This is a genomic window from Siculibacillus lacustris (assembly GCF_004328075.1).
GTDB lineage: Bacteria > Pseudomonadota > Alphaproteobacteria > Rhizobiales > Ancalomicrobiaceae > Siculibacillus > Siculibacillus lacustris.
This window is the reverse complement of record NZ_SJFN01000001.1, coordinates 263,461-286,041: the sequence shown is the minus strand read 5'-3', so window position 1 is coordinate 286,041 and position 22,581 is coordinate 263,461. Positions and strand designations below refer to the sequence as shown.

Here is a 22,581-nt window from a genome sequence, read left to right as displayed (position 1 = left end):
CTCGTTGCCGGCAGGGCGGATCAGAAGTTGTAGTCGCCCATGTTGGCCTTGGTCACGCCGACCCAACCGGCCCCGTAGAGCAGGTTCGGCTGGCCCGCGACCGGCGCGAGCAGGTTGGTGTAGCCGGGCAGGCCGAGGTTGGCGCCGGCCTTGACCTCGCCGCCCTTCTTCTCGAGCGCCAGGGTGGCGACGACGTTCATGGCATAGCCGGCGACCGCCGGATCCCAGAACTGGATGTACTGGATGTTGTCGTTCTTCAGATACTGACCGGCGACCGAGACCAGGCCCGTACCGGCGAAGAACAGCTTGCCGTTGAGGCCGCGTTCGGCGACCAGACGACCGGCGCCGGCCGAGGTCGGCATCGGTCCGCCGAGCACGCCCTTGAGATCCGGATAGGTGGTCAGCACTTCCTTGAGCTTGGTGTAGTCCGTGTTGGCGTCGTCATAGGTCTCGAGCCGAGTCGTGACCTGCTGCATCTTGGGGAAATGCGCCTTCTGGTATTCGACGCCGCCGTCGATCCATTCGTTCTGCGACTTGGAGGTCAGCGAGCCGACGGTGGCGACGTACTTGCCTTCGCCGCCCATCGCCTTGCCGAGCACTTCCATCAACTTGGCGCCATAGGCCTTGTTGTCGAACGCTTCGAGCACGAAGTCGACGTTCTTGATGTTGGAGGCTTCGTGGGCGACGACGATGATGCCGCGATCGCGGGCCTTCTTCAGCACCGGCTCGACCGCTTCTACCGAGAACGGCACGACGCAGATGGCGTCCACCCCTTGCGCGATCAGGCTCTCGATGATCTGCACCTGCGCCGCGGCGTCGGCCTGGCTCGGTCCGAGCATCCAGGTGTCGTGGCCGGTGTCGGCCTTGTACTGCTTGATTCCGTCGCGCATGCGGTCGAACCAGGCGATGCCGTCGACCTTGACCACGGTGGCGATGGTGAACTTCTTGCCGGCGGCGGTGGCGGTGATGTCCTTGCGCACGGCGGAGGTGTCGATTGGGCCGTTTCCTGCGGCGAACGCCGCACCGGCGGCGAGAGTCGCAACCGTCAAGATCGTGGCGAACAGCTTCTTCATGGCCATTTTCCTTTACGTTTCAGTCCCTGGTGATGTTCTTGGTTTTTTGGTCGTCCGTCAGGTCTCGGTGATCTGGCCCTCCCTCACTCCGAGATGATCTTGAGGCCGGCGCTGGCGCCGATCCGCGAAGCACCGGCGGCGAGCATCGCCAGCGCGTCGGCCCGGGTGCGGATGCCGCCCGAAGCCTTGACTCCGATGGTCGGTCCGACCGTGGCGCGCATCAGGGCGACGTCGGCGACGGTGGCGCCACCGGTCGAAAAACCGGTGGAGGTCTTGACGAAGTTCGCCCCGGCGGCCACCGCGCAGTGGCAGGCCGCGACCTTCTCGGCGTCGCTGAGCAGGCAGGTCTCGATGATCACCTTGAGCAGCGCCGGCCCGCAGGCCGCCTTGACCGCGGCGATGTCGGCCTGGACCTGGACCAGATCGCCGTCCTTCAGGGCGCCGATGTCGATCACCATGTCGACCTCGGTCGCGCCGGCGGCGACCACCCAGGCGGCTTCCGCCGCCTTGACCGGGGTCGGGATCGCCCCGAGCGGGAAGCCGATCACCGAGCAGGTCGCGACCTCGCTGCCGGCCAGCGCCGCTGCGACCACCGGGATCCACACCGGGTTGACGCAGACCGAGAAGAACGCGTGCGCGCGGGCCTCCGCGCAGAAGCGCAGGACCTCGGCGCGCTGGGCATCCGGGCGCAGAATCGTATGATCGATGACGGAATGGAGGTTGGCGACCGTGTCCATGATTCGCTCCGGCGACCGCGTGAGAACGGTGTACTTGTTCCTTGTGTCACTAGCGATGTTAGCAGGATCACATTATGGTGGATAGGCGTCATGAACATATCAGCGCCGTGACCGTCGAATTTCACTCTGAGGAGCTCCATCGCCCTCGTGCCGCCCCGCCCCGCCGCGCCCGCCGTACGCACCCCGTGTCACCGTCATCCGTCCCTCGCGTCGCGAGGGGCCTCGGTCGAGAGGGCCGAACTTGCCATGAACGATCGTCGGACCCAGCGCCTGGACCGGATTTCGGACGCCCTCGACAGTTTCGGGTCGCTGCGCCTCGCCGATGCGGCGAGCCTGCTGGAGGTCTCGGAAATGACCGTCCGCCGCGACGTGGCGGCCCATCCCGAGCGCTTCAGTTGTTACGGCGGTCACATCATCGGTGCCCAGGGCAACGGCAGCGGCACCGGTTACGTCCTCGACCGCGAGCGCGAATCCCATTCCAGCAACAAGAAGATCGCCTGCGAGCGGGCGGTCGGCTTCCTGGAGCCGGGCGATACCGTGTTCATCGACTGCGGCACGACGACGCCCCATCTCGCCCGCCGCCTCGCCGACGCCAAGGACCTGACGGTGGTCTGTTACTCGCTGAACATCGCCGACGTCGTCCGCCGCTTCGAGCAGATCAAGCTGGTCCTGCTCGGCGGCGTCTATCACCGCTCCAGCGCCTCCTTCGACAGCCCCGAGGCGCTCGAGCATTTTCGCCGGATCGGCATCAACAAGGCCTTCCTCAGCGCCGGCGGCGTCCATCCGGCGCACGGCGTCAGCTGCTCGAACTTCCACGAGGTCGGCTTCAAGCAGGAGGCGATGCGCAAGGCGCTGGCGACCTATCTGGTCGTCGACTCGAGCAAGTTCGGCAAGGTCCGCTCGGCCTATTTCGCCGACGTCGACGCCTTCGACGCGATCGTCACCGACGCCGTCGATTTCGAGACCCGCCGCCTCTTCGAGGACCGCGGCATCCGCCTCGTCACCCCGTGAGCCGACTCCCGGTTTGACGGCTGCGCCGCGCCGCGCTCATATCGCGGCGAAGGGCCGCGCGGCGCGTCGATCGAGGAGAGACAAACGTGGACGAGAGTTTCTCGACGCCCTGCGTCGTGATCGATTTGGCCGTGGTCGAGGCCAACATCCGCCGTTTCCAGGCCTATGCCGACGCTCATGGCCTCGCCGTCCGCCCGCACATCAAGACCCACAAGATTCCGGCGATCGCCGAGCGCCAGCTCGCCGCCGGGGCGATCGGCCTCACCTGCCAGAAGATCGCCGAGGCCGAGGCGATGATCGACGCCAGCCCGGCGATCCGCGACGTCTTCATCACCTACGACATCGTCGGTGCCGACAAGCTCGCCCGCTTGCGCGCTCTGGCCGGCCGGGTCCGCCTGTCGGTGGTCGCCGACGGGCCTGAGGTGATCGCCGGCCTCGCCGGAGCTTTCGCCGACGCCCCGCAGCCGCTGACCGTGCTGGTCGAATGCGACACCGGCGCCCGGCGCTGCGGCGTCGGCTCGCCCGAACGGGCCCGCGACCTCGCGCTGGCGATTGCCGGCGCGCCCGGCCTGACCTTCGGCGGGCTGATGACCTACCCGCCGGCCGGCGGCGGCGCCGCGGTCCAGGCCTTCCTGGCGGAGGCCGCGCGATTGATCGACGCCGCCGGTCTGCCCGTCGCGGTGGTCTCCTCGGGCGGCTCGCCCGACATGTTCCGCGCCCACGAGGTGGCCGTGGTCACCGAGCATCGGCCGGGCACCTATGTCTACAACGACCGGTCGCTGGTCGAGCGGGGCGTGTGCGGCTGGGACGACTGTGCGCTGACCGTGCACGCCACCGTGGTCTCGGTGCCGGACGCGTCGCGGGCCATCGTCGACGCCGGCAGCAAGATCCTGACCTCCGACCTGTTCGGCCTGACCGGCCACGGCCACGTCCTCGGCCGGCCCGATCTGCGCATCGACCAGCTCTCCGAGGAACACGGCCGGATCGTCGCCGACGGCCCCTTGGGGCTCGCGGTCGGCGATCGTCTGCGCATCGTCCCCAACCACGCCTGCGTGGTGTCGAACATGGTCGACGCCGTCCATGTGCTGGGCGCCCCCGGCGGAACCGCGGTCTGGCCGGTGGTGGCCCGCGGCCGCATGACCTGACGCTGCGGGGCGTCCGTCAACCGACCGCGGCGGCGATCAGCTCGTAGGAGCGCAGCCGTGCGGCGTGATCGAACACGTCGGAGACGATCATCAGCTCGTCGGCACCGGTCTCGGCGACCAGTGCGGCGATGCCGGCCCGCACCGTGTCGGGCGATCCGATCACCGAACACGAGAGCCAGTTCTGCGCCTGGGCCTTCTCGGTCGGTGTCCAATAGGTGTCGATGTCGTCGATCGGCGCCCGGCTCAGCCCGCGCGTTCCCCGGAAGATGTCGGTCACCGCCATCTGCTGGGTGGTCGCCAGACGCCGCGCCTCGGCGTCGGTCGCCGCGGCGATGACGTTGACGCCAATCATCGCATGGGGCTTTGCCGCCTGCTCCGACGGCCGAAAGCGGCCGCGATAGAGGTCGAGCGCCGCCTGCAATTGCGCCGGCGCGAAATGCGAGGCGAAGGCATAGGGCAGGCCGAGCTGGGCGGCGAGCATCGCGCCATAGGTGCTCGAGCCGAGGATCCACAGCGGCACCTCGGTGCCCGCCGCCGGCACCGCCTGGACCCGCTGGCCCGGCCCGACCGGCGCGAAATAGGCCTGCAGCTCCAACACGTCCTGGGGGAACTGCTCGCTGCTCTCGAGGCTGCGCCGGAGCGCCCGCACGGTGACCGGATCGGTGCCGGGCGCCCGCCCGAGGCCGAGGTCGATGCGGTCGGGGAAGAGGCGGGCGAGCGTGCCGAACTGCTCGGCGACGACGATCGGCGCATGGTTGGGCAGCATGATGCCGCCGGCCCCGACCCGGATGCGGCGGGACCCCGCGGCGATGTGGGCGATCACCACGGCGGTGGCGGCGCTGGCGATGCCCGGCATGTTGTGATGTTCGGCGACCCAGAAGCGGGTGTAGCCCCAGTCGTCCGCCTTGGCCGCGAGGTCGCGGGCATTGTCGAGGGCGCCGCGCGCATCGACCGCCTCGGTCACCCGGACGAGATCGAGAATGGACAAGGCCACCATGGCAGAGGTCTCCGTTCCGTCGCCGAGCGACTGCCGGGCGTGCGAGACGCCCGCCGCGATCCGGCGCGGGCGAGGGCGCGCCGGGTGTTGCTTCTGACGCGTTCCCGCGGCGCTGTCTCTTCACGTCCGCGCGACGGCGCCGCGTCGAGCGGCGTTCACCGCCGATCGCCGGCGCCCGGCAACAGCCGCGCCCGCGGCCGTTCGAAGCTCTTGCGGCCGCGTTTCCACCCCGCCACGGTCGGGGCGATCTCGCGCAGCGCGGTCACCGCATCGGGCGCGTCGAGCACCACCACGTCGGCCGGCCCGCCGACCCTGAGCCCCCAGTCCTGCCGCACCAGCTTCGCCGCGCTCGCCCCGACCATGTCGAAGACGCCGGCGAGATCGTCGTCGGAGGCGAGCTGCGCGACATTGGCGTAGAGATTGGCCATCCGCAGCAGCGAGGCGTCGCCATAGGGCGTGAACGGGTTCGAGACGTTGTTGGTGGCGATCGACGTCACCACCCCGGCCGCCGCCAGGAGGTGGGCCGGCGCCACCCCGCGCGGCCGGGCGCGATCGAGGTCGCGGCCGGTCAGGAACAGGTCGGTCGCCGGCAACACCGTCAGCGCCACCCCGGCCTCCGCGAGGCGGCGGGCGGTGGCCTCCACCTCGTCCTGGGCCGCCATCGCCAGTTTGGTGACGTGGCCGACCGTCACCCGCCCGCCCCAGCCGTTCCGCTCGGTCTCGGCGATCACCTGTGGCAGATGCGACCACGACGGATCGAGATCGAAATCGAGGTGAAAATCGACGTCGACCCCGTGGCGTCGCGCCAGCGCGAAGATCCTGATGATGTGGCCGTCCGGATCGGGGTCGGTATAGGGACAGCCGCCGATCAGATCGGCGCCGGCGGCGAGGGCCGCATCGAGCAGCCGCTCGGTTTCGGGCTCCTGCGTCAGGCCTTCTTGCGCGAAGGCGCAGATCTCCAGATCGATCGCTCCGGCGAAGTCGTCGCGCACCCGCCGGATCGCCGCGAGGGAGCGCAGACCCACCCGCGGATCGACCTCGACGAAGGTGCGCATCCGCGTGGTGCCGTGGAGGATCGCCGCCGCGACCACCCGTGAGGCGCGGGCATGGACGTCGTCTTCGGTGAACCCCGCCTTGGCCCGCGCCGTCTCGGCGACCGCCTCGGCGAGCGTGCCTTCGCACAGCCGGCAGCGCCCGAGGATCCCGGCCTTGTCGAGATGGATGTGGGTCTCGACGAAGCCGGGGAAGGCGAAACAGCCGCCGAGATCCTCGCTCTCGACCGCCTCGCAGACGAGGTCCGGGGCGAGCGCGGCGATCCGGCCGTCGACCACGGCGATGTCGATCGGCCCGGCCGCGCCGGCGATCCGGGCGTTCCGGAGCAGGAGATCGACCCTCACGACAGCGCTCCCGGTCGGTCGACGCCGATCGCCCGGCCGTCGCTGCGCGGATCGTGGGCGCCGGTCACGCTGCCGTCGGCGTCGATGCGGATCACCCCGGCCTGACCCGCGAGCGGGCTTCCCGCCGGCAGTCGCGCCACCTCATGGCCGCGCTGGATCAGGTCGGCGATCACCGCTTCGCCGGCGTCCACTTCGATCTTCAGCGTGTCGCGCCCGTCGGAGAAGGTGCGGCCGAGCAGGAAGCGCGGCCGCCGCAGCGCCTCGGCGGGATCGAGGCGGTGGTCGATCAGCCGCGACAAGAGCACGGCGAGCGTCTGCGGCTGGCCGTCGGCCCCTTGCGTGCCGTAGAGGAGATGCGGCCGGTCCCCGTCGAGCGCCAGACCGGGGTTCAGCGTGTAGAACGGCCGTTTGCCCGGCGCCAGCCGATTGGGATCGTCGGGCCGGCGGCCGAAGGCGGCGCCGCGGTTCTGCCACAGGATGCCGGTGTCGCCGGCGACCACGCCGCTGCCCCAGTCGTAGTAGAGGCTCTGCAGCACCGACACCGCACCGCCCTCCGCGTCGGCGGCGGCGAGGAACACCGTGTCGCCGGTCTGGAACTTCGGCGGCCACGGCCGCGCCCGGTCACGATCGATGCCGGCGGCATGGGCGGCGAGCCGTCCCGCCGACAGCCACGCCTCGACCGCCTGCGGCGCGAAATCGGGATCGGCGAGGCCGCGGCGGTCGTCGAAGGCCGCCTTCACCGCCTCGACGCAGAGATGGTAGAAATCCGCCCCGCCTTCGTCGATCGCCTCCATCGGGAAGGCCGCCAGCGTCCCCATGATCCCCAGCGTCGTCACGCCCTGCGTGGGCGGCGGCGGGGCGAGCAGCGTGAGGCCGCGGTAGTCGAGCGCCAGCGGCGTCTCCTCGCGCGTCCGCGTGGCGGCGAGATCGGCGGCGTCGAGCGGCGATCCGGCCGCCGCGAGCCCCGCGGCGATGCGCCGGGCCAGCGCCCCCTCGTAGAACCCGCGCGCCCCCTCGGCGGCGATCGCCTTCAGGGTCTCGGCGAGTTGCGGTTGCCTGAACGGCGTCCCCGTGCTGTGCGCGGCCCCGAAAACGGAGGCGAAGCCCGGCCAGCCGGCGGTCTCGGCCTTGCGGAAATCGAGCCAGAAGGCCTGCGACGGCGACACCGGGAAGCCCTCTTCGGCCAGGACGATCGCCGGCTCGATCAGGCGCGCCAGCGTCTCCCGGCCGCCCCAATGGCGCGCCGACCAGTCGAGCGCGTGGCCCCAGCCGTCGACCACCGCCGCCGAGGTCAGCGCCGCGAGCGGCCCGCGGGTCGGGATCGGATCGGCAGCCGGCGGGTGCGCCGCCGCCTGACCGATCGCCGAGAACACCCGCCGCCGGCCCGAGCGATCGGCGACGATCCAGATCGCATCGCCGCCGAGCCCGCAGAAATGGGGATAGGTCACCGCCAGCACCGCGCCGATGGCGATCGCCGCCTCGATGGCGTTGCCGCCGCGCGCCAGGACCTCGGCGCCGGCGCGGCTGGCGAGATCATGCGGGCTGGTGACCATGCCGCCGGTCGAGCGGGCGAGGGCGGGGGAGGGGGCGAGCGTGGGACGGTCGATCATCGGCGCGTCGCCGCCTGCCACTCGGCGACCGACGGGGTCGGCAGCTCGAACAAGTCGCGGGTCGAGGCATAGAGGTCGCCGCCCATGCGGCCGATCGCGTCGAGGACGACCGGATCGACGTGCAGCCGCTCGTTCACGCAGTCGCGGTGGATGTGGGCGTGGACCACCTCGCCGAGCACGATGTCGCGGCTGCCGCCGATCGCCAGGGTGACGTGGTGGCGGCATTCGAACGACGCCGGCGAGGCGAGCAGCGACGGGCAGGGCACCGCCACGCCGGGCCGCAGCGCCAGTCCGGCGGCGACGGTCTCGTCGACTTCCGGCTCGAAGGCCACGGCGCAGGTGTTCATCGCGTCGAGCAGGGCCCGCGACACGATGTTGACGGTGAAGGCCTGGGTGTCGCGGATGTTGCGGCCGGTGTCCTTGGGCCGCCCGTCGCCGCGCCGTTCGACGCCGATCGCCAGGATCGCCGGATCGGCCGACAGGCAGTTGAAGAAGGAGAAGGGCGCGGCATTGACCCGGCCGTCGCGGTCGACGGTGGTCACCAGGGCGATCGGGCGCGGCACGATCGCGCCGATCAGCAGCTTGTAGCGTTCGCGGCCGGAGAGGCGGCCGAAGTCGAAGCCGATCGACGCTTCGCGCCGGTCCGTCGGGTCGTCGTCCTGCACGTCCTGCCTCCGCCGCGTCGTCACACCTCGCCGCGGAGGCTCGTCGATCGTTTCGAACGCCCCGCGCCGCGCCAGCATGCGACGCCCCGTCGCGGCGATCGAGCGCAATTTTCCGGCACGGCTGCCCGAAGGAGCGCCGTCCCGGTCGATCGGCGCCTCAGCCGGCGCGCAACGTCGCCACGAAGCCCTTCACTTCCTTGGTCAGACGGTCGGCTTCCGACGACAGGGCGCCGGACAGACCCATCAACTGGGTCGCCGCCGAACCGGTCATCTCGGCGGCATGGCCGACGCCCGAAATGTTCTGCGAGACGTGGGCGGTGCCTTCGGCGGCGCGATGGGTGTTGCTGGAGATCTCGTGCGTCGCCGCACCCTGTTGCTGGACGGCGCCGGCGATCGACGCCGACACTTCCTGGATGGTCCCGATGGTCGCGACGATGCGGCTGATCGAGGCCACCGTCTCGGCGGTCGCCGCCTGGATCCGGCCGACCGTCGAGGCGATCTCGTCGGTCGCCGAGGCGGTCTGGGCGGCGAGCTGCTTCACTTCCGAGGCGACCACCGCGAAACCCTTGCCGGCTTCGCCGGCGCGTGCCGCCTCGATCGTCGCATTGAGCGCCAGCAGGTTGGTCTGGCCGGCGATGTCCTTGATCAGGTTGACCACGTCGCCGATGCGGTCGGCGGCCCCGGAGAGCGATCGGATGTTCTCTTGGGTGGCCTCGGCTTCGTCGGCCGCGACCTTGGCGATCCGGGTCGAATCGCAGACGCGCTCGTTGATCTCGCGCACCGAGGCGGCCATCTCCTCGGTCGAGGCGGCGACGGTCTCGACGTTGCCCGACGCCGTCTCGGCGGCTTCGGCGACCGCGCCGGCTTGGCGCGAGGTCTCTTCGGCGGTGGCGGCGAGGTTGCGGGCCGCGTCGGCGACCTCGGCCGAGGAATTGACGAAGCCCTCGGCGAGTGCCCCCATCGATTCCTGGAAGCGGTCGGCGATGCGATGGCGTTCGGCGACCATTCGCTCGGCCGCGGCCTTTTCCCGCGTGGCCTCTTCGGCGCGCAGGCGTTCGGTCTCGGCGAGACCGTCGCGGAACACGATCAGGGTGCGCGCCATGTCGCCGATCTCGTCGCCGCGGGTCACCGACGGGATGTCGGCTTTGAGCTGTCCGCCGGCCACCTTCTGCATGGCGCCGGTCAGGCGCTGCAACGGGGCGGAGATGCCGAGCGCGACGAACAATCCGGCCCCGACTCCGACCGCCACGGCGATGCCGGCGAGAACCAGGATCTGGGCGAAGGCGGCGTCGAAGGTCGTCTGGGCACGGCGGGTGGCCTCGAGCGCGCCCTTGTTGTTGATCTCGACGCCCCGGTCGAGATCGGCGAGCGCGGCATTGAACTCGGTCTTGGCGGCGTTGAACATCTGGGTGGCCTTGTCGGCCTCCTTGGAATTGCTCAGCGCCTGGGTCTTCTCCTGCACCGCGACATAGGCCGCCCACTTGGACTTGACCGCGCTCCACAGGGCGCGTTCCTCGGCGCTGGTGACCAGCGGTTCGTAGACCGCGAAGCTCTTCTCGATCTGGGCGAGATAGTCCTTGAGGACCCCGTCGATCTCCTTCTTGGTCGCTTCGTCGCCGTTCATCACATGGCGCGAGCCGGCGAGCCGGTAACGGGTCACTCCGTATTTGATCTCGCCGAGCGCCCGCACCGAGGGCAGCCAGTCGTCGGTGATCTCGGCCGTGGTGGCCCGGATGGCCTTCAGATTGAAGATCGCGACGACGCCTTCGCCGAGCAGGAAGCCGACCAGGACGACGACGATCGCCATCAGCGATGCCTTGACCGAGATTTTCATTGCAGTCTTCTCCGACGTCGAATGTCGACCGGACCTCGAAACGCCGGGCCGGCTTGAGACAGGGTGGTGAGAGCAATCCTAGATGGGCCTGGTTAAGAAATGACCAATGAAACAAGATGGTGGCATTGTCGATAATCGCGAGAATTGATTGTAATGCCAGTTGAAGCGATACCATATCAGAAGAACAAATCGAAATTACGTCGCGTAAGACGATGTCTGTTGAATAAGAATATTTTCACGTCACCGGGGAATGGATGGCGGATGACCGCAATACGATCGAAGCGAAACGGCGACGTCGCCGGCGACTTGATCGCAAGCGGTGAATGTTTCCAAGTTGGAAAGGCTTCGGCGACTTGGCGGAGACTGTCGAGGCGCCGCGGGACGGGGGCGAACCGGCGCGAACACGCCGAACGCGACGTGCCGACCCGATCCTCAGGCCGCGGCCGACGCCGAGGCGGCGACTTCGGAGGCGGAGACCCCGGCGATCGCGGCGATTTCGTCCCAGCGCGCGAAGAAGGCGTCGACGCAGGCCGGATCGAAATGCCGGCCGGCATTGTCGGCGATGTAGGCGCGCGCCTCTTCGATCGGCCACTCGGCCTTGTAGGCGCGGCGCGACAGCAGCGCGTCGAACACGTCGGCGACCGCGGCGATGCGGCCGCACAGTGGGATGGCCTCGCCGGCGAGGCCGCGGGGATAGCCGCTGCCGTCCCACTTCTCGTGGTGGCTGACCGCCACGTCGGCGGCCATCTGGATTAGCCGCGATTCCGAGCCCTTGAGGATGTCCCAGCCGAGCAGGGCATGGGTCTCCATCACCCGTCGTTCGTCCGGCATGAAGGCGCCGGGTTTGAACAGGATGTCGTCGGGAATGCCGACCTTGCCGATGTCGTGCATCTGGGCGGCGAGTTCGATCAGGCGACGGTCGGCGTCGGGCAGGCCCATCGCCTCGGCGACCAGACCGGCGATCCGCGCCATCCGGGCGATGTGGTCGCCGGTGTCGCTGTCGCGCCGTTCGGTGGCGCGCGACAGGCGCCAGATGATCTCGCGCTCGCGCTCGGCGAGGTCGCGGGTCTTCTGGGTCACCTCCGCGTCGAGCCGTTCCGCCAGGGCCGACAGATTCTGTTCGGCCTCGCGCATCAGCCGCAGATTGGCGAGGTCGAGGGCCGCCTGCTCGGCGCGCAGGCGTTCGGCTTCGGCGAGGCCGTCGCGGAACACCACCAGGGTCTGGGCCATGTCGCCGATCTCGTCCCGGCGCTCGCGCGACGGGATCGCCGTGCCGAAGTCCCCCGCGGCGATCGACTTCATCGCCCCGATCAGCCGATCGAGGGCAGTCGCGGCGGTGACCACGACGAAGCGCCACACCGCCAGTCCGAAGATCACCGCGATCACCGCCAGGGCGACGACCGCGATCAGCGCGCGCGCATAGGTTTGTTCGGCGGCGACCGTCGCGGCGGCGACATAGCCGTTGTTGGTGTCGATCTCCCGGGTCAATTTGGCGATGGCGCCGAGGAACAGGTCGCGGCTCTCTTCGATGATCTCGGCGGCCCGCACCTTGTCGCCGCGCCGGCTCGCCGCCAGAACCTCGTCCTGAGCGGCGGTGTAGAGATTCCAGTCGCCGCGGAAATCGGTCCACGCCCGGCGCTCGCCCTCGTCCGAGATCAACGGCTCGTAACTCGCGAAATCCTGCTGGAGTTGTGCGGCCTCCTCGGCGAGTTGCGCCTCGATCTCCGGCACGTGGGTGTCGTAGACGTTCATCACGTGACGCGCCGCCCGCAGGCGATAGCGCGTCGCGTGCAGATTGATCTCGCCGAGCACGCGCACCGACGGCAGCCAATCGGTGGCGATGGCGGTGTTGGTGGTGTGGACCTGACGCAGCATCGACACCGCCATGGCGGCTTGGCCCACCAGAAATCCGACCGACAGGGCCATGCCGACCATCAGGGAGATCTTGATCGAGATGCGCATTCTCAGTCTCAGCCCTGTCCACCGAAGGCGCCTGAGGCGTCGATCCGGGTGCCCGCTTTCACCGGTCGAGTTAACGGACAATAGGCGTAAAAAATCTCATAAAAACAGGAGTAGAAGGCCGCACGACTTTGCAGATACGGCAGAAAATCTGGGTCAGTGGCACAGTGATGTTGCGTCAGGGATGGAATCCTACTCGACATGACGTAACGTCATCTCAAGCTTGCTACGCAATCTCCATCCCCGGCGGTCGAAGACGCGTCGGTGGAGGGCCGAGGCCGGCGTCGTCTGCCGATCTCGGCCGCGAAGCCGGACGCTCAGCGCGGGAATGCCTGGGCGTTGCCGGCGTCGACGTTGAGGATGTTGCCGGTCGACTTCGACGATTCGTCGCCGACGAAGAAGGCCACCGCCTCGGCGACGTCTTCGGGGAAGACGCTGCGCTTCAACAGCGAGCGCTTGCGGTAGAGTTCTTCCAGATCGGCCGGGTCGGCGGCATAGGCGGCGGCGCGCTGGGCTCGCCATTCGCCGCTCCAGATCTTCGAGCCGCGCAGCACCATGTCGGGATTGACGGTGTTGACGCGGATCGCGAACTCCGCCCCCTCGAGCGCGAGGCAGCGGGCGAGGTGGATCTCGGCGGCCTTGGCGGTGCAATAGGCGGCGGCATTGGGGGACGCCGCCAGCCCGTTCTTGGAGGCGACGAAGACGATCGCCCCGCCGATCTTCTGGGTCTTCATCAGCCGGAAGGCCTGGCGCGACACCAGGAAATAGCCGGTCGACAGGATGTCCATGTTGCGGTTCCACAGCGCCAGATCGGTCTCGTCGATCGGCGCCGAGGAGGCGATGCCGGCGTTCGACACCAGGATGTCGAGACCGCCGAAGGCCACCGCAGTCGCCGCGAAGGCCGCCGCGACCTGATCTTCCCGCGTCACGTCGAGGGTCACGCCGCGCACCACGTCGGCCGAATGCCGTGCCGCGAGCTCCGCCTCGGCGGCGAGAAGCGACGGCGCGTCGACGTCGGCGAGCATCACGCAGGCGCCGTCGCGCAGCAACCGCTCGGCGACCGCCCGGCCGATCCCGCCGGCCCCGCCGGTCACCAGGGCGATCTTGCCGGCGAGCCGCCGCGGTTTCGGCATCCGCCGGAGCTTGGCCTCTTCCAGCGCCCAATATTCGATGTCGAAGGCTTCTCTCTCGGGCAGACCGACGTAGGCGGACAGCCGCGCAGCGTCGCGCATCACGTTGATCGCATTCACATAGAACTCGCCGGCGATGCGGGCGGTGGCCTTGTCCTTGGCGAAGGTGATCATGCCGACGCCGGGCACCAGATGGACGATCGCATTGGCGTCGCGCCGCGCCGGGCTGTCGGGGTGCCGGCAGCGGTCGTAATAGGCGGCATAGTCGTCGCGATAGGCGGCGACCGCCGCGGCGAGCCCGCCGATCGTCGCGGCGAGATCCGGAGATTCGGGGTCGAAGTCGATCACCAGCGGCCGAATCTTGGTGCGGAGAAAATGGTCGGGACAGCTGGTGCCGAGCGCGGCCAGGGAGTGCAACTCGGCCGAGGTCACGAAGTCGAGCACCGTGTCGCCGTCGTCGAAATGACCGACCTTGGCCTCGTCGGCCGAGATCAGCCCGCGGATCGCCGGCATCAGCACCGCCGCCACCTCTCGCCGCTCTGCGGGCGCCAGCGCCCGCCGCGCCGGCCCGCCGAAAGCCGGCCGTCCGGCGGTCGCCGCTGCGATCGCCTCGATCGCCCGGTTGACGATGCGGATCGTCGTCGCGTAGCAGGCCTTCGCGCTGTCGGCCCAGGTGAACAGCCCGTGGCTCTCCAGGATCACCCCGACCGCCTGCGGGTGGTCGCGCACGAAGCGCTCGAGCGTCAACCCCAGTTCGAAGCCCGGTCGCCGCCACGGCAACCAGCCGATCTCCGACCCGAAGATCGCCGCGGTCGCCGCCTCGCCGTCCTTCGACGCGGCCAGCGCGATCACCGCATCCGGGTGCATGTGGTCGACATGGCAGAACGGCACGAAGGCATGCAGCGGCGTGTCGATCGACGCGGCGCGGGGGTTGAGCCCGAAGGTGCAGTGGGCGAGCCGCTCGACGGTCTCGTCCTCGTGGGCGGGACCGCGGTGCAGGCCCTTCAGCAGCGCGAGCTTGTCCATGTAGAGCGTGGCGAAGCCGTCGAGACCGATCGTCCCGATGTCGCCGCCCGAGCCCTTGACCCACAACACCTCGACCGCCGCCCCGGTCAACGGATCGGTCTCGACGATCTTGGCCGAGGTGTTGCCGCCGCCGAAATTGGTGATGCGGCGATCCGAGCCGAGCAGGTTGGAGCGGTAGCGCAGCCGCTCGGCCTCCGACATCGACGCCGCGAGGCCGTCGTCCCACAGGTCGGCGAGCCGGGATCCGGTGACGGTCATGGGTGCTTCTCCCTGGAGGATCGCCGCGCGCGGCGTCGGTGTTTGCGCGCATAGGACAGGGCGTTTCCGCCGAAGTCAATCATGATCGATCAAAATCGATCATTGCTCGGCGCGACGGCCTCGCTGCGCCGCCGCGCCGCTCACGCCGCCACGGACCGGAGCCCGCCGGCGCTGCGGCGGTACTCGCGCGGCGACATGCCGGTGGTCCGGCTGAAACAGAAGGAGAAATAGTTGCTGTCGTTGTAGCCGGAGTCGAAGGCCACTTCGCAGATGCTGCGATCGCTGCTGCGCAGCGCGTTCATCGCCCGATTGAGCCGCAGGCAGCCGAGATACTGGTTGGGCGATGCGCCGATCACCTCGCGGAACTGGCGATTGAGGCTGCGGGTCGAACAGCCGAGCGACCGCGCCACGTCGTCGAAATCGACCGGCTCGGTGCAGCGGTGGCGCAGCCAGCTCAGCACGTGGCCGAGCTTGGCGCCGCGGTGCAGTTCACCGCCGAGCACCGGAAAGCGATTGCGCGCCAAGAGGATCAGCAACTGCACGAAGAGCGCTTCCGACAGGGTCTGCGACAGCGCGTCGGGGCGGGTGCTCTCGGTCTCGAGGGCGGCGACCAGCGGCTGGACCCGCGCCAGGACGTCCTCGGAGATCTGCCAATGGCGCAGGCGATCGGGCTGCGCCTCGCCGCCGCCGAGCAACGGCAGGATGCTGGGATTGGCGATCGACAGCCGGTCGAAGCGGTAGAGGATGTTGGTCAGCTTGAGGTCGGAGACCTGGCAGAACTGATGATGATCCTTGGCGTCGATGTAGAAGATCTCGCCGCAGGTGATGTAATGCGAGGCGTCGTTGAGAATGTGCCAGCCGTTGCCCGACATGACGATGACGATCTCGTCGAAGTCGTGGTCGTGCAGTGGGAATTCGTCTTGGGGGTTGCGCGGTTCGACGGCGATCGCCTGATCGGACGAAGCGAAGAAATCGCGCGACGTCAGCCGCATTCCGAAAGGAGCGTGTCCGGCCCGGTTCATGTGTCGCCTCCCTGGACGTTGCGCGTCGACGCGGAAAGCGACGTGCAGCCCCTCCGCAGAGGTTCGCGCGGCGTTCCGGGGTGGATCTGATGTCCCCATTCGACTTCGCAGTCGCCGACCATATCGCGCAAAAGCGATCATAGCCAGCGCAAAACACGCGCGGTTTCCTTAGATGTTTCGACGTATATGATCGAACTTGATCGCTCGACCCGCGCCGGCTATGACTGACGGCGACCCTCGGAGGCGTGGAACGTGCATCAGATCGAACGGCGTCAGGCCATTCTCAGAGCGCTCACGGAGACGCGGGTGGTCACGGTCGCGGCGCTGACCCGCTCGACCGGCGCTTCGGAGGCGACCATCCGGCGCGACATTTCCGACATGTCCGACGCCCGTCTGCTGCGCAAGGTCCATGGCGGCGCCGAGCGGCTCGACGACGCCACGCCGGATCGTCTGTCGACCCGCGGCTGGGCCGCCACCTCGGCGATCGCCGCTGCGCAGAAGCGGGCCATCGCCCGCGAGGCGGCGGCGCTGTGCAACGACCACGAGACGGTGATGATCGGCGGCGGCACCACCACCCGCGGCATGGTCGAATATCTCATCGGCCGCCCGGTCAACGTGCTGACCAATTCGCTCGCCGTCGCCCTGCCGCTGATCGCCGAGGGCGACGGACGGGTGATCCTGGCCGGCGGCGAGGTCTACCGCGAGCACAACTTGGTGCTCAGCCCCTTCGAACACGACAGTCTCGACAATTTCCTCGCCCAGAAGGTGTTCATCGGCGCCATGGGCGTCGGCGCCTTCGGCGCCATGGACGGCGACCCGCTCCTGGTGCGCGCCTCGCAGAAGATGATGCGTCGCGCCGCCGAAGTGGTGCTGCTGGTCGATTCGAGCAAGTTTCGGCTCCACGGCGGCATGATCATGTGCCCGCTGAACCGCGTGAACCGGGTGGTCACCGACGACGGCGTCGACGAGCGCACGGTGGCTATGCTGACCCAGGCCGGTGTCGCCGTCACCGTCGTCGAGACCGCCGGCACCCGGCCCCCGGTCCAGTGGCGCGCCGCCGACACGCCGGCCGTCGACGATCGCGAGCGCGCCGAAGGCGCCCGCATCGGCGGTGGTCGTGGCGGCGATGCCGTGGCCTTCGCCTTCGACGGATGATCGGCGCGTGCGGCGCCGCAATCGACCCCATTCGAACGGAAGGGAGACGACCGATCGGGCCACGCAGGCGGAACGCCGCGGTCCGACGCCCTTCCGCTCGCCCCGCCGGGCCGACGCCCGGTGCAACAACGCGTTCCGCCGCACGAGGAACGACCCATGACCTTTCGCCTGTGTTTCCCCAAGATCAATCTCTCCGGTGCCGGCGCTCTCGCCGACGTCCCGGCCGAGCTCGTCGCCCACGGCTGCGTCAAGCCGCTGATCGTCACGGACTCGACGCTCACCCGGCTCGGCGTGGTCCAGCCGCTGGTCGACGGCCTGAAGGCCGCCGGCCTCACCCCGGCGATCTACGACGGCGTGGTCCCCAATCCGACCGTCATCCAGGTCGAGGCGGCCTTCGCGATCTTCCAGGCCGAAGGCTGTGATTCGATCGTCGCGGTCGGTGGCGGCAGCCCGATCGACACCGGCAAGGCGGTGCGCATTCTCTCCGCCAACCCCGGCCCGATCACCCTCTACAACGGCGTCGGCAAGGTCGGAAAAGTCGGGGCCTTCCTGATCGCCGTCAACACCACCGCCGGCACCGCCGCGGAAGTCACCTCCAACGCCGTCATCACCGACCCGGCGGCGCAGGTGAAGATGGTCATCATCGACGCCAATATCATTCCGGACGTGTCGGTCAACGACGCCTCGATGATGCTCGGGATTCCCGCCGCGACCACCGCCGCGACCGGCATGGACGCCCTGACCCATGCGATCGAGGCCTATGTCTCGCTCGGCCACCACGTGCTCACCGACTTCTCGGCGCTCGAGGCGATCCGCCTGATCGCCGCCTTCCTGCCGCGCGCCGTGGCCGACGGTCACGACCTCGAAGCCCGCGAGATGATGGCCTACGGCCAGTTCATCGCCGGTCTCGCCTTCAACTCCGCCGGCCTCGGCTATGTCCACGCCATGGCCCATCAGCCCGGTGCCGTGAAGGATCTGCCGCACGGCGTGTGCAACGCCATCCTGCTGCCGATCGTCGAGGCCTTCAACCGGCCGCACGCCGTCGCCCGCTTCGCCCGCATCGCCCAGGCGATGGGCGTCGACACCGCCGGTCTGTCCGAGGAAGCCGCCTCGCTCGCCGCCATCGCCGCGATCCGCGATCTGTCGGCGAAGGTCGGCATCCCCCACGGCTTCGGCGAACTCGGCGTCACCGAGGCGGATCTCCCGACCTTCGTCGCCAAGGCCCAGAAGGATCCCTGCGCCCCGGGCAATCCGGTGCCGATGAACGACGATCAGGTCCTGGCGCTGTTCCGCGAAGCGATGTGATGCGCCGCTGCCGCGGATCCGCGGCTCTGCAGACGTCGATGGAAGGGCGGCCGGCGGCCGCCCTTCTCGTTTGCGCGAAGGCTCCTTCGCCGTCGTCGGACCGCGCTCATCGCCGATCTTCGATTTTCGACCGCCGATGAGCGATTTTGACGCCGCGCTCTCGAGGAATGCCCCCCGTACCCGATGCTAAGCTTCTCCCATCGTCGAAGGATGGGACCCGCCGAGGTCGCCCCGACGGAGGAGACGACGGGATGCGTTGTGCGGCCGTGGACCTGGGCGCCGGCAGTGGGCGGGTGATCGTCGGAGAACGGCGCGCCGATCGCCTGGTGATCGACGAGGTCCATCGCTTCGCCTCGCCGATGGTCGCCGGTCCCGCCGCCGGCTCGTGGACCTGGGACGTCGACCTGATCGAAGCCGAGATCCGCAAGGGCCTCGCCGCTGCCGAGGCCGCCGGGCCGATCGACGGCTTCGGTATCGACGGCTGGGCCGTCGACCACGTCCTGCTCGACGCCGACTTCCGCCGCCTCGGCCCGGTCTGGGCTTATCGCGACCATCGCACCGACGGCGAGCGCGAGCGGGTCTTCGCCGAAGTGTCCCGCGCCGAAATCTGGCGCCGCACCGGCATCCAGTTCCTGCCCTTCAACACCCTCTATCAGCTGACGGCGCTGGCCCGCCTGCAGCCCGACCTGCTCGCGCGCGCCCGCCATTTCCTGATGGTGCCGGACTACCTGATCTTCCGCCTCTCCGGGTTCCTCGCCAACGAATACACCAACGCCACCACCACCCAGTTCTACGGGCTGCACGGCGACGACTGGGACCGCGGCCTGCTCGCCGCCCTCGGCCTCGGGCGGCTGCCGCTCGCCGGTCGCCCGGTCGAACCCGGCACCATCCTCGGCACCATTCCCTCGTCGGCCGACCCGGCGCGATCGGTCGCGGTGATCGCGGTGGCCAGCCACGACACCGCGTCGGCGGTGGTCGCCGCCCCGCTCTCCTCGCCCGACGATCTCTTCGTCAGCTCCGGCACCTGGTCGCTGATGGGCTTCGAGAGCCCGAAAGCCTTCACCTCGCCCAAGGCTCTGCGCCTCGGCGTCTCCAACGAAGGCGGCTGGGGCCGCCGCTTCCGCGTGTTGAAGAACATCGCGGGTATGTGGCCGATCCAACGGATCCGCGACGAGGCCGGCAACCCGTCCTGGGAGAGACTCATCGCCGCCGCGGAGGCTGCCGAACCCTGGCGCTCGCTGGTCGATCTCGACGACGAGCGCTTCCTGTCGCCGCCCTCGATGACCGCCGCGGTCGAAGCCGCCTGCGCCGAGACCGGCGAGCCGCGCCCCGAAGGCCTCGGCGCCCTGGCGCGCTGCGTCTTCGAGAGTCTGGCGCTGTCCTATGCCGAGGTGAAGCGCGCCCTCGAAGATCTGCGCGGGCGGCCCTTCGCGCGGCTGCGCATCGTCGGCGGCGGCAGCCGCAACCGCTTCCTCGACCAGCTCGCCGCCGACGCCTGCGACCTCCCGGTCTCCGCCGGGCCGGTCGAGACCTCGGCGCTCGGCAACGTCTGCGTCCAGATGATCGCGCTCGGGGCGCTGCGGGACGTCGACGAGGCCCGCACCCTGGTCCGCCGCTCCTTCGCCGTCGAAGACTTCGAACCCCGCGGATCGGTCCCCGATCCGGTCCGGCGCCGCTTCCGCTCGGTCGGCCGGCGCCACCCACAGGAGACACAGCCGTGACGATCACCGAAACGTCCGTCCGCGCGGCCTATCAGGCGGCACGCGATCGCTTCGCGGCCGGCGGCATCGACGTCGACGCCGCCCTTGCCCGGCTCGACGGCGTGCCGATCTCGATGCACTGCTGGCAGGGCGACGACGTGCGCGGCTTCGAGACCGCCGCGGGCGAACTGACCGGCGGCATCCAGGTCACCGGCAACCATCCCGGCCGCGCCGCCACGCCTGGCCAACTGCGCGCCGACCTCGACCTCGCGATGTCGCTGATCCCCGGCCCCAAGCGGCTCAATCTCCACGCGATCTACCTCGAGGCCGACCGCCCGGTGGGCCGCGACGAAATCGAGCCGGTGCATTTCCGCAACTGGGTCGACTGGGCCAGGGCCCGCGGCATCGGCCTCGACTTCAACCCGACCTGCTTCTCCCATCCGCTGAGCGCCGACAACCGCACCCTGTCCCATCCCGACGCCGGCATCCGTCGCTTCTGGATCGATCACTGCAAGGCCTCGCGTCGGGTCTCGGAATCCTTCGGCCGGGCGCTGGGCACGCCCTCGGTGATGAACATCTGGATCCCCGACGGCTCCAAGGACCTGCCCGCCGACCGATTCTCGCCGCGCCTGCGCCTGCGCGACGCTCTCGACGAGATCCTCGCCACGCCGATCGACAAGGCCTTCCACAAGGACGCGGTCGAGGGCAAGTTGTTCGGCATCGGCGCCGAGGCCTATACCGTCGGCTCGAACGAATTCTACCTCGCCTATGCCGCCGCCCGCGGCACCATGCTGTGCCTCGACGCCGGCCATTTCCATCCGACCGAAGTGGTCTCCGACAAGCTGTCGGCGGTGCTGGCGCTGGTCGACGAGGTGCTGCTGCACGTGTCGCGGCCGATGCGCTGGGACAGCGACCACGTCGTGCTGTTCGACGACGAGACCCAGGCGATCGCCTCGGAGATCGTGCGCGGCGACGTCACCGATCGGGTGGCGATCGGCCTCGACTATTTCGATGCCTCGATCAATCGCATCGCCGCCTGGGTGATCGGCACCCGCAACATGCGCAAGGCGCTGCTCAAGGCCCTGCTCGAGCCGCGCGCCGCGCTGCGCGCCGCGGAAGCCGCCGGCGACTTCGCCACCCGTCTGGCGCTGTTCGAGGAACACAAGTCCGGGCCCTGGACCGCGGTCTGGGACCACTACTGCCTGAGCCGCGGCGTGCCGGTCGGCGGCCGTTGGCTCGACGTGGTGAAGGCCTACGAGGCGAAGATTCTCAGCGAGCGGGAGGCGGCATGATGACCGCGACCATGAACGATGCCTGGTTCGTCGCGGCGATGGTCAAGGCGACCACCGACATGTGGGAGAAGGGCTGGGACGAACGCAACGGCGGCAACGTCAGCCTGCGCCTGACCGACGCCGACGTCGCACCGTATCTCGCCGGCATCGGCGAGACCCGCCGCCTGCCGATGACCGAGGCGATCCCCGAGATCGCCGGTCAGAGCTACATCGTCACCGGCACCGGCAAGTTCTTCCGCAACGTCCAGATCGATCCCGCCGCCAATCTCGGGGTCATCCGGGTGACCGCCGACGGCGCCGCGGTCGAGGTGCTGTGGGGCTATTCCGACGGCGGCGGCCCGACCTCGGAACTGCCGGCCCACTTCAAGTCGCATCTCGCCCGCCAGAAGGCGACGGCCGGCCGCGACCGGGTGATCATGCACTGCCACGCCACCAATCTGATCGCGCTGACCTATGTCCTCGCCTGGACCGACGCCAACGTCACCCGGGCGCTGTGGGAGGGCTCGACCGAATGTCTGGTGGTGTTCCCCGAAGGCGTGGCGACGATCCCCTGGCTGGTGCCGGGCACCGACGTCATCGGGGACGCCACGGCGGAAGCCCTCGGCCGCCGGCCGCTGACCCTGTGGCCGTTCCACGGCGTGTTCGGCGCCGGGCCGACGCTCGACGACGCCTTTGGCCTGATCGACACCGCCGAGAAGTCGGCCGAGATCCTGGTCAAGGTGATCTCGATGGGCGGCCCGTTCCAGTCGATGGCGACGCAGAACCTGATCGATCTCGCCGCCCGCTTCCGCGTCGTGCCGCAGGCCGAGGCGATGGCCCGCGACGGTTGGCACCTCGCACCGAAGGTGGTGCGCGCATGACCCGCAAGGCCTTCCTGATGGCCGTCGATCCGGCGGCCCACGACGAATATCGCCGCCGCCACGACGCGATCTGGCCGGAGCTCGCGGCGGTACTCTCCGCCCACGGCGCTTCGAACTATTCGATCTGGCTCGATGCGAAACGCAGCCTGCTGTTCGCCCAGGTCGAGATCGACAGCGAAGAGCGCTGGGCGGCGGTGGCCGCCACCGACGTGTGCCGCCGCTGGTGGGCGTTCATGGCCGACATCATGCCGTCGAACCCCGACGGCAGCCCGGTCTCCGAAGACCTCGTCGAGGTCTTCCACCTCGCTTGATCCGACCGCCGCCGCGTCCCGCCTGCGGAGCGCCCGGCCGGATCGAGACCCGCGATCCCGAACGACGAAGAAGACGACGAAGAGCAAGAAAACG

Annotated in this window: 18 protein-coding genes; 8 read left to right on the top strand and 10 right to left on the bottom strand. The window is 69.4% G+C overall.

The window, feature by feature from the left end; translation table 11 throughout:
* Positions 1–20: 20 nt before the first annotated feature.
* Together EYW49_RS01340 and deoC are read right to left on the bottom strand one after the other, a co-directional pair.
* Entirely contained in the window at positions 21–1,073 is a 1,053-nt protein-coding gene (locus EYW49_RS01340) for an autoinducer 2 ABC transporter substrate-binding protein (protein WP_131305134.1), read from the bottom strand.
* 83 nt (positions 1,074–1,156) lie between these two features.
* Positions 1,157–1,810: a deoxyribose-phosphate aldolase gene (gene deoC, locus EYW49_RS01335; protein ID WP_131305132.1), complete on the bottom strand. Its 654-nt coding sequence runs from the start codon at positions 1,808–1,810 to the stop codon at positions 1,157–1,159.
* Positions 1,811–2,056: 246 nt separating this feature from the next.
* Between deoC and EYW49_RS01330 the strand changes: the two genes are divergently transcribed.
* The gene (locus EYW49_RS01330; RefSeq protein WP_131305130.1) at positions 2,057–2,821 is read left to right on the top strand and encodes a DeoR/GlpR family DNA-binding transcription regulator; all 765 of its coding nucleotides are present in this window, start codon (positions 2,057–2,059) and stop codon (positions 2,819–2,821) included.
* Between the two features lie 86 nt (positions 2,822–2,907).
* Positions 2,908–3,966, top strand: coding sequence for a D-TA family PLP-dependent enzyme (locus EYW49_RS01325; RefSeq protein ID WP_131305128.1), 1,059 nt, complete (start codon positions 2,908–2,910; stop codon positions 3,964–3,966).
* A gap of 16 nt (positions 3,967–3,982) precedes the next feature.
* Here EYW49_RS01325 and EYW49_RS01320 read toward each other — a convergent pair whose 3' ends face one another.
* The 8 genes from EYW49_RS01320 to EYW49_RS01285 all read right to left on the bottom strand — a co-directional run bounded on the left by EYW49_RS01320 (position 3,983) and on the right by EYW49_RS01285 (position 15,834).
* On the bottom strand, positions 3,983–4,963 hold the full coding sequence (locus tag EYW49_RS01320; protein WP_131305126.1) for an LLM class flavin-dependent oxidoreductase: 981 nt from the start codon (positions 4,961–4,963) through the stop codon (positions 3,983–3,985).
* A 155-nt stretch (positions 4,964–5,118) separates the two neighbouring features.
* Entirely contained in the window at positions 5,119–6,360 is a 1,242-nt protein-coding gene (locus EYW49_RS01315; protein ID WP_131305124.1) for an amidohydrolase family protein, read from the bottom strand.
* Positions 6,357–7,913, bottom strand: coding sequence for a gamma-glutamyltransferase family protein (locus EYW49_RS01310; RefSeq protein WP_131305212.1), 1,557 nt, complete (start codon positions 7,911–7,913; stop codon positions 6,357–6,359). Before EYW49_RS01310 ends, EYW49_RS01315 begins: the two co-directional genes overlap by 4 nt.
* A gap of 53 nt (positions 7,914–7,966) precedes the next feature.
* The gene (locus EYW49_RS01305) at positions 7,967–8,635 is read right to left on the bottom strand and encodes a flavin reductase family protein (RefSeq protein ID WP_228259365.1); all 669 of its coding nucleotides are present in this window, start codon (positions 8,633–8,635) and stop codon (positions 7,967–7,969) included.
* Between the two features lie 157 nt (positions 8,636–8,792).
* Positions 8,793–10,469 carry a methyl-accepting chemotaxis protein gene (locus EYW49_RS01300; protein WP_131305120.1) on the bottom strand — a complete coding sequence of 559 codons (1,677 nt, stop codon included), beginning with the start codon at positions 10,467–10,469 and terminating at the stop codon, positions 8,793–8,795.
* Between the two features lie 432 nt (positions 10,470–10,901).
* The gene (locus EYW49_RS01295; protein ID WP_131305118.1) at positions 10,902–12,431 is read right to left on the bottom strand and encodes an HD domain-containing phosphohydrolase; all 1,530 of its coding nucleotides are present in this window, start codon (positions 12,429–12,431) and stop codon (positions 10,902–10,904) included.
* Between the two features lie 314 nt (positions 12,432–12,745).
* A complete protein-coding gene (locus EYW49_RS01290; protein ID WP_131305116.1) occupies positions 12,746–14,842 on the bottom strand; it encodes a bifunctional rhamnulose-1-phosphate aldolase/short-chain dehydrogenase in 2,097 nt (698 codons plus the stop codon).
* Between the two features lie 140 nt (positions 14,843–14,982).
* Positions 14,983–15,834: a helix-turn-helix domain-containing protein gene (locus EYW49_RS01285; RefSeq protein ID WP_165498091.1), complete on the bottom strand. Its 852-nt coding sequence runs from the start codon at positions 15,832–15,834 to the stop codon at positions 14,983–14,985.
* A gap of 282 nt (positions 15,835–16,116) precedes the next feature.
* Here EYW49_RS01285 and EYW49_RS01280 point away from each other — a divergent pair, with 282 nt between their 5' ends.
* The 6 genes from EYW49_RS01280 to rhaM all read left to right on the top strand — a co-directional run bounded on the left by EYW49_RS01280 (position 16,117) and on the right by rhaM (position 22,487).
* Positions 16,117–17,019 carry a DeoR/GlpR family DNA-binding transcription regulator gene (locus EYW49_RS01280; protein WP_131305112.1) on the top strand — a complete coding sequence of 301 codons (903 nt, stop codon included), beginning with the start codon at positions 16,117–16,119 and terminating at the stop codon, positions 17,017–17,019.
* A gap of 156 nt (positions 17,020–17,175) precedes the next feature.
* Positions 17,176–18,324, top strand: coding sequence for an iron-containing alcohol dehydrogenase (locus EYW49_RS01275; protein ID WP_131305110.1), 1,149 nt, complete (start codon positions 17,176–17,178; stop codon positions 18,322–18,324).
* A gap of 251 nt (positions 18,325–18,575) precedes the next feature.
* Positions 18,576–20,045: a rhamnulokinase gene (locus EYW49_RS01270; RefSeq protein WP_165498090.1), complete on the top strand. Its 1,470-nt coding sequence runs from the start codon at positions 18,576–18,578 to the stop codon at positions 20,043–20,045.
* Positions 20,042–21,316: an L-rhamnose isomerase gene (locus tag EYW49_RS01265; protein WP_131305106.1), complete on the top strand. Its 1,275-nt coding sequence runs from the start codon at positions 20,042–20,044 to the stop codon at positions 21,314–21,316. The genes EYW49_RS01270 and EYW49_RS01265 overlap by 4 nt, the downstream gene beginning before the upstream one ends.
* Positions 21,316–22,176, top strand: a complete 861-nt coding sequence (rhaD, locus tag EYW49_RS01260) for a rhamnulose-1-phosphate aldolase (protein WP_131305104.1) — start codon at positions 21,316–21,318, stop codon at positions 22,174–22,176. Before EYW49_RS01265 ends, rhaD begins: the two co-directional genes overlap by 1 nt.
* The gene (gene rhaM, locus EYW49_RS01255) at positions 22,173–22,487 is read left to right on the top strand and encodes an L-rhamnose mutarotase (RefSeq protein ID WP_131305102.1); all 315 of its coding nucleotides are present in this window, start codon (positions 22,173–22,175) and stop codon (positions 22,485–22,487) included. The genes rhaD and rhaM overlap by 4 nt, the downstream gene beginning before the upstream one ends.
* The last annotated feature ends 94 nt before the right edge of the window (positions 22,488–22,581 follow it).

Coding starts and splice junctions, on each gene's coding strand:
- EYW49_RS01340 (WP_131305134.1), bottom strand. CDS start 1,073: ATGAAGAAGCTGTTCGCCACGATCTTGACGGTTGCGACTCTCGCCGCC.
- deoC (WP_131305132.1), bottom strand. CDS start 1,810: ATGGACACGGTCGCCAACCTCCATTCCGTCATCGATCATACGATTCTG.
- EYW49_RS01330 (WP_131305130.1), top strand. CDS start 2,057: ATGAACGATCGTCGGACCCAGCGCCTGGACCGGATTTCGGACGCCCTC.
- EYW49_RS01320 (WP_131305126.1), bottom strand. CDS start 4,963: ATGGTGGCCTTGTCCATTCTCGATCTCGTCCGGGTGACCGAGGCGGTC.
- EYW49_RS01310 (WP_131305212.1), bottom strand. CDS start 7,913: ATGGTCACCAGCCCGCATGATCTCGCCAGCCGCGCCGGCGCCGAGGTC.
- EYW49_RS01300 (WP_131305120.1), bottom strand. CDS start 10,469: ATGAAAATCTCGGTCAAGGCATCGCTGATGGCGATCGTCGTCGTCCTG.
- EYW49_RS01295 (WP_131305118.1), bottom strand. CDS start 12,431: ATGCGCATCTCGATCAAGATCTCCCTGATGGTCGGCATGGCCCTGTCG.
- EYW49_RS01290 (WP_131305116.1), bottom strand. CDS start 14,842: ATGACCGTCACCGGATCCCGGCTCGCCGACCTGTGGGACGACGGCCTC.
- EYW49_RS01285 (WP_165498091.1), bottom strand. CDS start 15,834: ATGCGGCTGACGTCGCGCGATTTCTTCGCTTCGTCCGATCAGGCGATC.
- EYW49_RS01275 (WP_131305110.1), top strand. CDS start 17,176: ATGACCTTTCGCCTGTGTTTCCCCAAGATCAATCTCTCCGGTGCCGGC.
- EYW49_RS01270 (WP_165498090.1), top strand. CDS start 18,576: ATGCGTTGTGCGGCCGTGGACCTGGGCGCCGGCAGTGGGCGGGTGATC.
- rhaD (WP_131305104.1), top strand. CDS start 21,316: ATGACCGCGACCATGAACGATGCCTGGTTCGTCGCGGCGATGGTCAAG.
- rhaM (WP_131305102.1), top strand. CDS start 22,173: ATGACCCGCAAGGCCTTCCTGATGGCCGTCGATCCGGCGGCCCACGAC.